The sequence below is a fragment of the Alkalinema pantanalense CENA528 genome, assembly GCF_050753345.1.
Taxonomy (GTDB): Bacteria; Cyanobacteriota; Cyanobacteriia; order Leptolyngbyales; family Leptolyngbyaceae; genus Alkalinema; species Alkalinema pantanalense.
The window spans coordinates 51,083-64,665 of the sequence record NZ_JBLZFX010000028.1; the positions used below are offsets into that span (position 1 = coordinate 51,083).

12 protein-coding genes are annotated in these 13,583 nt (G+C 49.7%); 5 read left to right on the top strand and 7 right to left on the bottom strand.

Going from position 1 to position 13,583, the window contains the following annotated elements; translation table 11 throughout:
- Positions 1-144: 144 nt before the first annotated feature.
- The 4 genes from ACN4EG_RS11525 to ACN4EG_RS11540 all read right to left on the bottom strand — a co-directional run bounded on the left by ACN4EG_RS11525 (position 145) and on the right by ACN4EG_RS11540 (position 2,470).
- Positions 145-1,059, bottom strand: coding sequence for an NAD(+) kinase (locus tag ACN4EG_RS11525; RefSeq protein WP_431629575.1), 915 nt, complete (start codon positions 1,057-1,059; stop codon positions 145-147).
- A complete protein-coding gene (locus tag ACN4EG_RS11530) occupies positions 1,060-1,341 on the bottom strand; it encodes a 4a-hydroxytetrahydrobiopterin dehydratase (protein ID WP_431629576.1) in 282 nt (93 codons plus the stop codon). It lies immediately after the preceding gene.
- A gap of 29 nt (positions 1,342-1,370) precedes the next feature.
- Positions 1,371-2,141: an MBL fold metallo-hydrolase gene (locus ACN4EG_RS11535; protein ID WP_431629578.1), complete on the bottom strand. Its 771-nt coding sequence runs from the start codon at positions 2,139-2,141 to the stop codon at positions 1,371-1,373.
- 113 nt (positions 2,142-2,254) lie between these two features.
- Positions 2,255-2,470: an RNA-binding S4 domain-containing protein gene (locus ACN4EG_RS11540; RefSeq protein WP_431629580.1), complete on the bottom strand. Its 216-nt coding sequence runs from the start codon at positions 2,468-2,470 to the stop codon at positions 2,255-2,257.
- 192 nt (positions 2,471-2,662) lie between these two features.
- Here ACN4EG_RS11540 and ACN4EG_RS11545 point away from each other — a divergent pair, with 192 nt between their 5' ends.
- Together ACN4EG_RS11545 and ACN4EG_RS11550 are read left to right on the top strand one after the other, a co-directional pair.
- Complete coding sequence (locus ACN4EG_RS11545; protein ID WP_431629581.1) at positions 2,663-4,402, top strand: ABC-ATPase domain-containing protein; 1,740 nt, start codon at positions 2,663-2,665, stop codon at positions 4,400-4,402.
- 325 nt (positions 4,403-4,727) lie between these two features.
- Complete coding sequence (locus ACN4EG_RS11550; RefSeq protein ID WP_431629583.1) at positions 4,728-5,060, top strand: hypothetical protein; 333 nt, start codon at positions 4,728-4,730, stop codon at positions 5,058-5,060.
- A gap of 353 nt (positions 5,061-5,413) precedes the next feature.
- On the opposite strand, the gene labA is transcribed toward ACN4EG_RS11550, so the two are convergent.
- Positions 5,414-5,932, bottom strand: coding sequence for a low amplitude/bright protein LabA (gene labA / locus ACN4EG_RS11555; protein WP_431629585.1), 519 nt, complete (start codon positions 5,930-5,932; stop codon positions 5,414-5,416).
- A gap of 1,005 nt (positions 5,933-6,937) precedes the next feature.
- Here labA and ACN4EG_RS11560 point away from each other — a divergent pair.
- On the top strand, positions 6,938-9,442 hold the full coding sequence (locus ACN4EG_RS11560) for a protein kinase domain-containing protein (RefSeq protein WP_431629586.1): 2,505 nt from the start codon (positions 6,938-6,940) through the stop codon (positions 9,440-9,442).
- Here the strand turns inward: ACN4EG_RS11560 and ACN4EG_RS11565 are convergent.
- Positions 9,439-10,791, bottom strand: a complete 1,353-nt coding sequence (locus ACN4EG_RS11565; protein WP_431629587.1) for an FAD-dependent hydroxylase — start codon at positions 10,789-10,791, stop codon at positions 9,439-9,441. The two genes, ACN4EG_RS11560 and ACN4EG_RS11565, sit on opposite strands and share 4 nt — an antisense overlap.
- Before the next feature lie 1,297 nt (positions 10,792-12,088).
- Between ACN4EG_RS11565 and ACN4EG_RS11570 the strand changes: the two genes are divergently transcribed.
- Positions 12,089-12,520 (top strand): HHL1-like protein, encoded by a 432-nt coding sequence (locus ACN4EG_RS11570; RefSeq protein ID WP_431629588.1) that lies wholly within the window; start codon positions 12,089-12,091, stop codon positions 12,518-12,520.
- A 110-nt stretch (positions 12,521-12,630) separates the two neighbouring features.
- Positions 12,631-13,374: an ABC transporter ATP-binding protein gene (locus ACN4EG_RS11575; RefSeq protein WP_431629590.1), complete on the top strand. Its 744-nt coding sequence runs from the start codon at positions 12,631-12,633 to the stop codon at positions 13,372-13,374.
- Positions 13,375-13,395: 21 nt separating this feature from the next.
- Here ACN4EG_RS11575 and ACN4EG_RS11580 read toward each other — a convergent pair whose 3' ends face one another.
- Positions 13,396-13,536, bottom strand: a complete 141-nt coding sequence (locus ACN4EG_RS11580; RefSeq protein WP_431629594.1) for a DUF4351 domain-containing protein — start codon at positions 13,534-13,536, stop codon at positions 13,396-13,398.
- Positions 13,537-13,583 lie beyond the last annotated feature (47 nt).

Here is a 13,583-nt window from a genome sequence, read left to right on the forward strand (position 1 = left end):
CGATCGAGAATCTCTCAGTGAAGCCATCTACCAGGTGAACTGCAATTCGATCGCTTCATAAAACCACGCGATCTTCAAAAACTTGCCAAGAAATAATATCCCCTACCCCTCTACCCCTTTACCCCTCTAACTCTACCCCCTACCCTAATTCCGGTGGTGGTTACTATAACGAATTCGCGCACCAGCCCACTGCAACTTCTCCTCCAAAGTGCGGTAGTAGGAATAATTTTCCCGCAGGATAATAAATTGCGCTTCGCAGTCCGCTATGCGAATGTCCACCCGCTGTCCCGGCCAAATGGCAGTGGCCAACACCCCATCCATCCACAACTTAGTATTCACATCAGGATCCATCAATGGCCAAATACTCACCACGCAGCCGGGGGGAAGCACGATCGGACGACTGGACAAACTGAGGGGACAAATGGGCGTCACGACGATCGCTTCCATGCCGGGATGGACGATCGGGCCGTTGGCCGCCACTGTGTAGCAGGTAGACCCCGTTGGAGTGGCGACGATCAACCCATCCCCCTGGTATTGATCCACCACCTCGCCATCGATTTCCATTTCCAAAATCGAAGTCAGCATGCGATCGGCAGCGGCGGGTTTAATGCACATTTCATTCAGCGCGAGAAATGTATCGCTCTGCGGCTCGAGATCGCGGTGACCTTCGTAAATAGCCGCTTGCAGCATCATCCGCCGCTGAATGGCATAGCGATCCTCCAGCAGCCGATCCCAGACCGTTTCGCTATCAAAATCATCGGGGGATTCGGCCAGAAACCCTAAATGGCCGCCAATATTCACCGCCAAAATGGGAATCTGGGCCACCGCCAGGTTCCGGGCTGCGCTCAAGGCTGCTCCATCCCCCCCCAACACTAATGCAAGATCGATCAATTCCCGCACCGAGCCCAGAAAGACAGGATAGGGATTGTCGTGGGGGCCACTGGGGCCAAGGAGGACGTTAATCCCGCGCTGTTCTAGGATTTGGGCGCACCGTTCCGCCGATCGCTTCGCCAGCGCATCCCCCGATTTGTACGCCACAATGACCTGTTCCAGCTTCATCTAAGCAAGCTCGTTGGCTTTTTTCGCCCATTCAATGTCCTTCAGCGTAATGCCACCAGCATCATGGGTTGTCAGTTCGACCGTAACGCGGTTGTACACGTTAAACCATTCCGGGTGGTGCCCCATGGCTTCCGACACCAGCGCCATACTCGCCATAAAGCCAAAGGCTTTCACAAAATCGGTGAACTGGAACTGGCGGGAAAGTTTGCCGTCCTGAACCGACCATCCTTCTAGCTGGCTCAGTTGGCTGTCTAGATCTTGCGGCGATAACACAGTTGCCATAGGCACTCCTGATTGTTTAGGTAGATGGATTAAACTGCCATTTTGAGCGGAATTTCGCAGCGATCGCCCGGTTTAGGTTCCAGAACTTGGGTCGCCAAGCCTTTCGCCTTTAACTGTTTTTGCAAATCTGCGGGGCCACCATCGGCGGACAAGAGTTTGATTAACATCCCATCAAATTCAATATCTCCCCCGGCAGCGGTGGGCAGCATCACCTGGGGCTTGACCCATTGCGCCAGTTGCAGCGCACTGGAGGTACCTTTAATAAAAGATCCCAGCAACGGTAATTTTAGATCCACCATCGGCGTCAGCACCACATCGATCGTGCCTTGCTTCTTCAGTTCGGGGGAATGGTAACCGTGGGGTTCGTAGTACAGCGTTGTGCCCTGGGTCAAATCCTTGAGCAGATAAGCATTTTCCTTCGTGGTCGGGCCAATGGGCGAGCCTTCCAACGCTTGGATTTTAACCGTCTTATCCAAGGTGAACACGTGGTGATGGGGCAGGGCCGTCACTTGGGTGAATCCCAAGGATTCCGCCACTTTGGCCGCATTGGGCGAACCCACCACGGGAATGGACTTGTCCATTGCTTTCAAGGTGGCAGGATGGGCATGGTCTTCCAACCCTTGGGATAGCAAAATCAGATCAATGTTTTCGGGAATGGCCCGATCGTGGCTCCGAAACCCTCGGAAAAACCATTTCGCATTGCCAAACATCAGATCATCGACCAGCCAAGGGTCAAGCAGGATCCGCTTACCAGCAAGTTCAATCAGCCAAGAGTTACTATCAAGCCAAGTCAGGTACATTGGAAAACTGGAAAGTGAAGGATGGGATCTCTTTCAGGGTAACACCCTCGATTCTGTCCTGGTTTATCCCCTGGCCGTTTTAGTTGGCAATTTAAACGAGCGATCTCCAGGCTCTAAGCCCAAGCATCCTGATCACCCACCAACTCCACTTCAAAGGTTTCACCCATTGCGGTGACCCGATCGCCATTGACTAACTTGCGACCGCGCCGCAGTTCCAGCTTGCCATTCACCCGCACCTGCCCATCCTGGATCAACAGTTTGGCTTGGCCACCCGTATCCACAACACCGACTAATTTCAGAAATTGATCCAGCTTGATAAAGTCAGTCATGGTAATCGTGCGACATTAAGTCGAGCAATAGTTGAACTCAAAGTTGACTCGAGCGTTAACTCAAACAATCCGTGTAAGCAAGCCATAGTTCGATCGAAAGTTAGATCGGACGGACTATGGATTGTACTACGATCGTTGGTCTAGTTTTGAACTAGTGTTGAGCTAGGAGTTGCCCCAGGATTTGCCTGCACGATGCCCACACAGCCCAATCTTCTCTTCCGTTTGCAATCCCTCGATGGAGCCAGCTACAAAGCCTATCGAGACATTCAAGGTTGCCATGAATTTCCTGGCTTTACCCTCTGGATCGATCGGGTACAGGGGGATCCCTTCGCCACCCCCAGCCAAGTCCGGGTCATCGTACCGCAGGCGATCGCGCAATTTCCGCCCCACCTCTTCCACAACAGAATTCGCGAAATTGCGTTGCGGGATTGGCTGACGCGGCAATTCGATCGGGTCGTACGATCGATGCAGCAGCAACTTCCCCGCGCTGGTAGCGGCCACAGTGGTTCGATTCAGATCGTCCAGCCAGGACAGGCTATTTTGGAACGCACATCGGTATTGATTTCAACCGATGCAGTAGAAGTGCGATTCAGGGTGGGATTACCTGCCTTCGGTCGCAGAATCGCTGGTCGAGAAGCGATCGAATTGCTGTGCAAAGTTCTGCCTAATATTGTTGAAAAAACACTGATTTATGCAAATTTAAATGCCGAAGATATTCAAACCCATGTTGAACAAGCAGAAGATACTAATCACATTCGCCAACAGTTAGTCGAGAAAAACTTAATCGCATTTATTGCAGATCAAGCAATTCTGCCCCGCCGGAATGGGGTAGACGATCGACCGTTACTAGAAGCCGCCATCCCCTTCCAAACACCAGAAACCCTACGGGTAGAATTGACCTGTCCCAATCGCGGCACCGTTGCGGGGATGGGCATTCCCGCTGGAGTCACCTTAATCGTAGGTGGGGGCTACCATGGCAAGTCAACCTTACTACGGGCGATCGAACGGGGCATTTACAATCACATTCCTGGAGATGGCCGTGAATGGGTCGTAACAAATCCGACAGCCATGAAAATCCGGGCAGAGGATGGGCGCAGAATTCCTCCGATCGATCTCTCCCCCTTTATTAACCATTTACCCCAAGGACGATCGGTTCAGCAATTCACAACCGACAACGCCAGCGGCAGCACCTCCCAAGCCGCCAATATTTTGGAAGCGCTGGAAGTCGGCACGCAAGTCCTCCTGCTCGATGAAGATACCTGCGCCACGAACTTTATGATTCGCGATCGACGGATGCAGGCTTTGATTGCCAAGGAACAGGAACCAATCACCCCCTTCATCGATCGCATTCGGCAATTGTACGAAGCGCACGGAGTCTCCACGGTATTGGTCATGGGCGGCTGCGGGGATTATTTAGAAGTGGCTGACACGGTCATTGCCATGCAAGAATTTCAGCCGCAGGATGTAACGACTCAAGCCCAGAACGTGGTAAAGACCTTCGGAGGCGATCGGTTACGAGAAGTGACAACTCCATTTCCACCGAGGGTAGCGCGATCGTTTCCCAAGGTTCTACCAGTGTGGCAGGATCATCAATTGCCCAAAATAAAAGTTCGAGGACTACAGCAGCTAGAGCTTGGGGCATATACCGGAGGATACACCATTGATCTGTCTTTGGTAGAGCAACTGATCGAACCGGGACAATTACGGGCGATCGCGGTTGCGATTCTCGCCCTACATCAGTCACCCCCACCCTGCAACTTCGACGATCGCCAAGGCCCTCTGTTTTGCGTACAAGCGTTAGATTCTTTACATTCCTTTCCTCAGGGAGATCTGGTTGAATTTCGGCCTCAAGAATTTGCAGCAGCCCTGAATCGCTTACGGCAAAAGGGTTCACATTCCCTCGATGATGAGCCTTCTATGAAGTCTTTCTAAGGGATACAGCCCTTCCCTCGAAAAATGTGTTCGAAAGGATACACTAGATCATGCATCAGGGCTACTGTAGATTCTTCTAAATCGATCGAAGTCTCTTCAATTACTCTACATTCCGGAGTTATGGCGGGGAAATAACAAGGATACTGAATGGATCTTCATCTGCTGGCCTAAGAGACCAGTGGAGCTTTGCTATGGGATCTTGCATAGTGACAGCACGTCCCGGTATCTAGTGACCACACTTCTCCGCAATAAATTTTCCGCAATAAATTTCTGTAATGACAATTTGCTGTGACAACAATTCTGTGTCTACAATTCTGTGCCTACAATGCTAGATCATCCTCCTGATAGCCCTGTGTTTTCCGAACGGACGGAATACTTCGAGATGCGCATCTTTCGGGAGAGTGAGCTTCTGGAAAATCCTTGGCGCAATGCACCTAGTCTTCTTCGGCCTCGGCAACAGCCAAGTGCACTGTTAGAGCATGCTGAGCCCCTATTCGTTTTACGCGATCGGGATTGGAACGAACTGATCAATTTCTTCGATCGGCCTGAAATGCCCGAGATTGAACAGGAACTGGATCAGTGCCTACACATGATGTTCCCAGCCCCTTACTGGGAAGATGAGGAGAAATGGCAATTTATTCGAGACTGGCTAGAATAGCCGCAATACCATCCTGAAACTGCAGAATATCAGGAATATAGCCCTTTGCTTCACTCATTTGACACAGCCGTTTCCGCCCATCATCATTGCTGGAATACCATTACAAAGTATCAACATTCAGATAATGGTGTCAATTGGAACACCCCCTAGAATCATGCTTGCTGGCTAGATCGCACAAAGGAGAGCCCCACCGTTTATTGCACTCACAGATGACTGGGCACTCGTGATTAAGTGTCGATGATTAGGCGTTGAAGATTAAACACTCGTGCTTAGACAATCGTGATTAGATACTCATACGGAGTAATGGGCTACTAAGTCATCCCCCCTTACAGGTATCTAGCTTGAGTAATCTACTAGTAATCGACCTTTTCGATAAATCCACGAATTCCGTTTAAATCAATATAGCGATCGGTTGCATTACGGAGTTCACGGGCAATCATGCCTTCGGTGGAAACCACTGTAATGTGGGTGTTCTTACAACGTAGGAGTTCAATTGCCCGCTCAAAATCGCCATCACCACTGAACAAAACGACGCGATCGTATAATTCCACGGTATTGAACATATCGACGACAATTTCAATATCGAGGTTTGCTTTTTGAGAATAGCGCCCCGACGAGTCATCGTAGTACTCCTTCAGAATCTTCGTACGGACGGTGTAACCCAGACTAATCAAGGCATCCCGAAATCCTCGCTGATCCTGTGGATCCTTTAATCCAGTGTACCAAAAGGCATTGACTAGCTCGATGCCCTTATCGCTTGCAAAATACTCGAGAACCCGTTTGGGGTCGAAAAACCAGCCATTTTTCTGCTGTGCATAGAACATATTGTTGCCGTCCACAAAAATGGACAGCCGACTGAGTGGATAAGGCATAGGGACTTACAGACCTAGAATTTTTGTATGCAAAACGAGCGATCGCTGATCACAAATAAGCATGGGCTGTTCAACATAAACGCTCACTGAGTGGGGGCAAAGATAATGATTGGCAGGTGTCCAAGCATACTCAGTGAAACAAATAGTTAGGATAAAAGTTCTCCAAATGGAGCCAGCTTTCTTTCCTTAGAGAACTTAGGGAATTAATTTAACTAGTCTCTCAGCTTACCTGGTATGGATAGTTCAGTTGATTCTGTCCTAGGACAGAATTTCTACGAGAACTTTGAATAGAGCATATTCGGTGTATTCAATTACTGACATCACGAAGAACACGGAGTCTCACCCGTTTCATCGATCAAGTCAGTGTATCTATCTACGTTAACTTACGACTGGAAAAGTTTACCAGCCATGGCAATAGAGCTTGCACATTTGGCCGATACATTGTCAATAATTTTGCAGATGAACTTTTTCATAAAGCAGTGTACCGGAAAAGTTTTCAAAGAATAGATGCATGGAAAATGGATTAATTGTTGCAAATTGTCAAACAACGTCTTACCCAATGGGCTAAGGGATTGGCTAAGAAATCCAATCTCCTATCCATCCACCCTTTTACCCTTCTACCCTTTCACTCCCTTTCACTTGAGATTTTATTTGTACGCTGTTCCCTAAGCAGATAGGCCAAGGTTCTCGGCGTTTCAACGAGTCTTATTTCAATCAGTCTCAGCCGATCGTGATTACCTAGATAAATTGTGTTAGGAGCCTCCGACCCTAAAATTCTCGATTATGCTTAATCCTATAGCGTCTTACCCCCATATAGAGAAATTTAGCCTGCTAGATAGAAGCGGTAGCCCCACCCTAGGGTGTTAGAACTGTAAAGGGTGCTGCCTCAAATTTCCCAATACACTAGCCAATGCACAGGTGAAGTGTCTGGTTTGTCGAGTGCTTCATGTCAGAGGTTGCCTTAAACTACAAGACCTAAATTTTGAGTCACGGTTAGAGTGAAGTATGCCACGAGGATCTTCCCATCCTGCGACTGAAACGTTGCCGCTGCCGCCTAAGTCACGGCTTAGTCGCTTCCAAAAGCGCTTTCATTGGCCCAAACCTAAGTTTGAACAGATGGTTCATGCAGTGGCAGGGGTAGGAGCGCTGGTGATGGCGATCGCTACGGCAACTAATCCTCCTGCGGTGCAGGTGGCAGAACGCAATACTCAAAGTACTTTCCAACAATTGCGGGGCCCACAGCCAGTCCCTAGCAATATTGTGATTTTGACCGTAGATGAACAGACGGTCTCTCTTCTGGGTGGATGGCCCTTGCGACGGGAGATCTATGCCCGTACGATCGACAAAATTATGCAGGCTGGCGCTAAGGCTGTGGCCGTCGATGTCATTTGGGATTTGCCCAGTAGTTATGGCTCAGTATCGGCGCAGCCTGAGGATTGTCTTGATCCAGCAACTTACCCAGCTTCAGCAGATGATCAGGCCCTTCAGCAAGTGCTGAAACGCTACGATGGGCGCATTGCCTTAGCGACCCATTTTCTGCCCAAGACCGATGCTTGGAATCAGTACCAACTGTCCCTGCCGTTGTGCATTTTTCAAACCCCTAAGGCAGCCTTTGGAGTTGTCAACATCTTGCTGGAACCGGAAGGGATTGATCCAAACCAACAACGGGTTTATCGGTTGGGAAATGCCTTTTTGGATGCCAAAATTAGACCTGATTTTGATCAGAATGAAAATTTACGGGTAACGGGGGCAGTCTCTTTCCCACAAGCGGCTTTGAAGGTTGCTGGATTTCCCCAGAAGCCCCACAGCGGGGATACTGTCCTGTTTTATGGCCCTCCAGGCGTTCCCTTTCAAGACCAAACGATTCCCTTCGCCTATGTCCTATCGCCGGAAAATTGGAGCGATCGCCTCAGAAACGGACAGTTTTTTAAAGACAAGTTGATCTTGATTGGGTCAGCCCTAGAAAATCCGCCGGATTTTGTCCAAACTGCGGTCGGACGAATGAAGGGCGTGGAATATCAGGCAACAGCGATCGCCAATCTCATGCAAGGGGACACCCTTAAGGAGGGACTCCCCCAGCCCTGGAGCAAAGGGGCTTTAACCCTGGGGCTGATTCTGGGGGTCATGCTTCTCCAAAGTCGTACGCAACGGGCGATCGTGCAGTTTGCCTGGGGCGGCGTGAGCATCCTAACTTGGTTGTGTATCAGTTATGGCCTGATGAATGGCGCACTGCTTCTGGTGCCAACCGCTTTGCCGATTTGGGGCGTGATTTGGACTAGCGTAACGTATGGGGTCGCCGGAATTGTAGGCGATCGACGAACTCAAGATCGCCTACGCCAGACCCTGAAGCGCTATGGAGCTTCGCCCGTGGTTCAAGAAATTATTGACCAACAGGAAGATAGCAGAATTCGCAATTTGCTCCATGAACGGCAGTTAGAGTTGCAGGGGAAAAAGTTAGGGGGACGCTACAAAGTCATTCAAATTCTGGGATCCGGAGGTTTTGGTGAAACCTATGTTGCAGAAGATACCCAGCGTCCCGGCACACCCCGTTGTGTGGTTAAACAACTCCACCCCACAAGTGACAACCCCCGTCACCTACGCTTAGCCCGTCGGTTGTTCAAGCGGGAGGCCGAGGCACTGGAGAAGTTAGGCAGCCATGATCAAATTCCTCGCCTACTGGCCTATTTCGAAGAAGATACCGAATTTTATCTTGTCCAGGAAATGATTGTTGGCCGCCCCCTGAGTGAAGAATTTGCCCTGGGACGCCATTTTCCTGAGACAAAAGTTGTGTCTATGGTACGAGAACTCTTGCAAATCCTGAGTTTTGTGCATCAGCATGGCGTGATTCACCGGGATATTAAACCCAGCAATATTATTCAGCGGGAGGCAGATGGCAAGTTAGTGTTGATTGACTTTGGAGCCGTTAAAGCGATTCAAACTGGGCTCCAAGAGGATGAGAAGGCGAGTGATCTCACGGTTGGGATTGGAACCCAAGGCTACATGCCACCGGAACAATGTACAGGAAATCCTCGCATTAATAGTGATCTCTACGCGGTGGGAATGCTGGCAATTCAGGCATTGACTGGGCGTCCCCCCAGCCAACTGAAGGCCCATCCTGTCACAGGGGAGGTGGATTGGCTGGATCAAAGTTATGTCAGTACACAGCTTGCGGCGGTGTTAACCAAGTTGGTGCGCTACGACTTTCAAATCCGCTACCAAACGGCCCATGATGCCCTGCAAGATCTGCGTCAATTGGCGACGTTTCCAACCACTCCCGCCCTCGTCGAAAAGGCGGTTCAGGAAGCGGTGGACGCCACGATCGAGGAAAACCATGGGGATGACACTCGCATCTGGCCGCAAAACTTTGGGGCTGCCCAAGACATTCCACCCACTGATCCCCAGTCTTTAGCGGTTACCGGGGAAGAGCTTTGTGCTGCGTTGCCACCACTGGATCCTAACCAGGGTGAGGTTATGCAGGAAATGCCTCCTACGGATCCCCCGTACCCTTAACGTTGCAAGCCATGGACCGCAATCCGGGGCGGGTTTACGGCCACTAGTTGTGGCGATCGTCCAGTAAGGCCCAGCATCAACCGAAGTACTTGGGTTTTGATGGGTTGGATATTGCCGAGAATCCACAACCCCATACGCCGGAGGCCAACGATCGGTAAAATCCGGTTAGAAAAGAGGCGATCGAGCAAGTCTGTAAAGGCCAACACGATCACGTTTTCCACCATCCGCCACCGCTCATAACGCTTGAGGACTTTGAGGTTCGCAAAGTCCTCACCCCGGCTGTGGGCTGTGCGGATAACTTCGACCAAGGCGGCGGCATCTCGAATGCCTAAGTTCATCCCCTGCCCCCCCACCGGATGGCAGCAGTGGGCCGCATCGCCAATCAGCGCAAGGCGAGGTTGCACGTATTGAGTACTGTGGAGTAACCGCACAGGAAACACGTAGGGTTCACCGACGAGGTCAAGCTTGCCCATTTGGGAGCCATAGCGCTGGGTCAGTTCTTGCAGAAAACTCGATCGATCGAGCTTAAGAATACGTTCTGCTTCGCTATGGGGCACCGTCCAAACGATCCGGCAAAGATTATCCGGCAAGGGCAGAATCGCAAAGGGGCCATCGGTTTGGAAGCGTTCATAGGCAATGTTGCTATGGGATTTTTCAGGCTTGATAAAGGCCACGACGCAGGATTGCCAGTATTGCCAACCATAGGTTTTGATCCCAACTTGCTGGCGAATTGGGGATCGAGCCCCATCGGCTCCGATCGCTAAACGACTGCGTACAGTGGTCACGATCCCAGATTGTTCGATCGTCAAGATGGCTGCATGGGGTTGAAAGTCTATCTGCAAGACCTTAGCAGGGCACAACCATGTAACATCAGCACATTGACGCAATTGAGTTTGCAATTCGGTTAGGAGTATGCGGTGTTCTGCCACATAACCCAACGTCTCTGCCTGGATATCCTGGGGGGAAAAGTGAACCACCCTAGGGTAGTGGCCATCGGACAGATAAACTTGGGTATAGGTTTCAATTTGGGGCCGAATCCGCTGCCAGAGGCCCAATTGGTCAAAAATTTGGCTGGACAGAAGATTGAGGGAGTAGGCTTGGCCTCGGGCAACCGCTAGGGATTGCTGACTTGCTTCGATCAAGGCAATTTTCAACCCTAAACCGGACAGGGCACAGGCCGCTAGGCTTCCAACGATGCCGCCACCCACGATCGTGACATCGTAATCATAGTTTTCACGGTCTCTCCCTCGATCGAATTGCTCTCGATCGAATTGCTCTCGATCGAATTGCTCATCATCGCAGTCCTGTTGGAGAGAGTCCGAAGCTGTGACAGCGTTCACCTGAACCATATTGTTCAACATTCGCTCAACCGTTATTGCTCGATCGTGAAGACAGGGGTTAACTGTTAAGAACGTTCTAACTGTTTAAGAAACGCAAAAAACCTTTACATTTCTATTTTGGCGCGAAGCAATCCGACTAGGCAAGCCAATTGGTGAATTGTTTCAGGGAAAGCGGAGAATCAGGGACGATCGACGAACTAGGCCACCACAGGGAGAGGCCAGTCCTCGGGCCAAATGATTCGATCGAATTCCCCCTGGCTCATACCCTTGAGAAATTCTTCAAGGGGTGACGGGATAGGTTAGTCGATCGAGATCACAGGATGAAGGGAGAGTGCATCCCAGTTTTGCAAATTTGCCCTCATCCCCCAACCCCTTCTCCCAAAATAGGAAGGGGAGCCAAATTCAAAATTCAAAGTTCCTCTCTCGCACTGGGAGAGGGATTTAGGGTGAGGGTTGCAAAAGTGAGATGCGCCCATGAAGGGAGACTTAACGACCTGTTTTCAGCTCAAGCTAAAGACGGGTATTGACTACCGTTTGGGTTATCTAGGCTTTAAGGCTCAGCACTTTGGATCGTTTAAACCATCTTCACCCACTTGGATGATCTCATAAGAGGAGGTAGCTACAAGATTTGTTGGGTATTCTTAAATTGTATAGAGCACAAGACATCCCAGAAAACGCTGGATGGGGCATCCAGAAGATTTTCTGGGATTTTTCTATTGTCAAGAGACCTAGTCAAAAGATGGATAAATAAACAGAAATAACAAGATGATAGTTTTATTAAACTCTTCACTAAAACGTCAGTAAACATTAGCAAATATATTTTGTTGTGGAAGTTCAATGGGAGATTGAAAATACTATTATTCCAAACGCTTTTATCACAGTGGGATTCATAGGTTGAAAACAACCATTCATCTGCTGTGTAGATACAGTACCAATGCATCTACCGGATACGATATGGGATCAGTCTGATCATTTTTGTACGAGAAAGAGAAATTTAGGAAGCTTCATTAATTGCAGTTGCAAATCACAGCCACAAATCACAGTCGCAAATCGCAGTCGCAAATCACGGCAAAAGATGGGTATGGAGACGGGATGTGCTTCAACGTCCTCCAGCAGGGTGACTGTGGCGAGTAGTGACTGTGGCGAGTAGTGACTGTGGCGAATAGTGACTGTGGCGAGTGGTGACTGTGGCGAGTTCGGATCTTTAGGCGATCGGGGAGGGAGATCTCTCCTTTAGCAAGTCTACCCTGAAGGTTCCTTCGCCTGATAAACTTTTGTTAATCACCCTCTCATGTAGTAACCCACCATGACTAAAGGATTTGGGCAACCCAAAGTAACCAAAAAGCCCCCCTCTGAAGCCGCTAAGAAGCGGAATGAGGCGGCCAAGCAAATGGATGAAATGAAGGCGAAGGGGATGCCTGAGTTCGAAATTTACCTTCGTATTCGGGATAAAAAGCCGTGGTATCCGGTGGGAGCCATTTCTGTACAGCGCTCCAATCAGATTAACCAAGCCATTTTTGCCAACGAAGAGGGATTGCTACAAGGGGCATTCCGTCTGTTTCCAATTCTGAAAAAGAATGCACAAAACTTGGAGTATGGTTATCGGTTGAAGGACTATCGGGACGAGGAAATCCAGCTAGCTGTGAAGCCCGCTTCGATCGTACCCAATGCGTTGCAAAATGCAGTCGCCAATGTTGGCGCAACGATCGGGGGATTGTTTAAGAAAAAATCTGTGTAGTCTCCGTCTTTTTCACACCTCGAAAGTTATACTGAATGCACCGTTGGTCGAAGGTTACGACTGACTAGCTTCAGCCTACTAGCTTCGGAGAACTTTTTGCATTCCAGCCCATGACTCCTGATACCGATCATCAATCGTCGTCCTGGGAGTCCCAGCCTGATCCCGGTGCTATCCCAGAGGAGTCAGCGATCGTTGCTCAAGATATTACCCTATCGCTAGAGTCGGGGGCTGGAACCATCCCGATTCTGCAAGGGGTGAGCTTCAGCATTCCTCGACAACGCTTGCAGTTTCTAATGGGGCCATCGGGGTCAGGGAAAACCACCCTTTTACAAATTTTGGCTGGTTTCTTGCGGCCAACCAGTGGGGATGCAAAGTTGCTAGGACAATCCCTCAATGCCCTATCCAGTGCACAAATTACGCGATTTCGGTTGCACCATCTTGGGTTTATTTTCCAGCATTTCAATTTATTTCCGGCCCTGACCGCTGAGGAAAATATTTGTTTAGCTTTGCAGATTAAAGGATTTCGTAAACGGGAACTAAAAGGGCTGGCGATCGAGTTGCTGGATCAAGTGGGGTTGGCCCATAAGGCGGACAGACTGCCGCGTGATTTATCCGGTGGGGAGCAGCAACGGGTGGCGATCGCTCGGGCATTGGCGGGCAATCCAGAAATTATTATGGCGGATGAACCGACCGCAGCCTTGGATTCAACCAATGGGAGAGTGGTTATTGATCTACTACGCGATCGAGTGGAGAAATCGGGTTCGACGGTTCTGGTGGTAACCCATGATTTTCGGTTGTTGGAAAAGCACGATCGGGTTTTGTTTTTGGAAGATGGCAAGTTGTTTAACATGTAGGACTAGGGTGAGCGATCTCCCCTAGCCTTGATTATTCAACCAATTAGCAAGGTCATCGATCGATTCAAAATCCAGCAAAGCTTCACCCAGAAATTCAAGTTGATCAATAGAGTTGTTGGGAAATAAAACCAGCTCTGGGACAGGGTTTGCCCTGACTGTTATCTAACTTATGCTGCATCTAAGTAGAAGTTCCACAAGCCTGCTGCGTT

Bases quoted from the DNA above. Each gene is read 5' to 3' on its own strand.
- ACN4EG_RS11565 (WP_431629587.1), bottom strand. From the start codon at position 10,791: ATGGTTCAGGTGAACGCTGTCACAGCTTCGGACTCTCTCCAACAGGAC.
- ACN4EG_RS11535 (WP_431629578.1), bottom strand. From the start codon at position 2,141: ATGTACCTGACTTGGCTTGATAGTAACTCTTGGCTGATTGAACTTGCT.
- ACN4EG_RS11575 (WP_431629590.1), top strand. From the start codon at position 12,631: ATGACTCCTGATACCGATCATCAATCGTCGTCCTGGGAGTCCCAGCCT.
- ACN4EG_RS11540 (WP_431629580.1), bottom strand. From the start codon at position 2,470: ATGACTGACTTTATCAAGCTGGATCAATTTCTGAAATTAGTCGGTGTT.
- ACN4EG_RS11550 (WP_431629583.1), top strand. From the start codon at position 4,728: ATGCTAGATCATCCTCCTGATAGCCCTGTGTTTTCCGAACGGACGGAA.
- ACN4EG_RS11560 (WP_431629586.1), top strand. From the start codon at position 6,938: ATGCCACGAGGATCTTCCCATCCTGCGACTGAAACGTTGCCGCTGCCG.
- labA (WP_431629585.1), bottom strand. From the start codon at position 5,932: ATGCCTTATCCACTCAGTCGGCTGTCCATTTTTGTGGACGGCAACAAT.
- ACN4EG_RS11570 (WP_431629588.1), top strand. From the start codon at position 12,089: ATGACTAAAGGATTTGGGCAACCCAAAGTAACCAAAAAGCCCCCCTCT.
- ACN4EG_RS11545 (WP_431629581.1), top strand. From the start codon at position 2,663: ATGCCCACACAGCCCAATCTTCTCTTCCGTTTGCAATCCCTCGATGGA.
- ACN4EG_RS11530 (WP_431629576.1), bottom strand. From the start codon at position 1,341: ATGGCAACTGTGTTATCGCCGCAAGATCTAGACAGCCAACTGAGCCAG.
- ACN4EG_RS11525 (WP_431629575.1), bottom strand. From the start codon at position 1,059: ATGAAGCTGGAACAGGTCATTGTGGCGTACAAATCGGGGGATGCGCTG.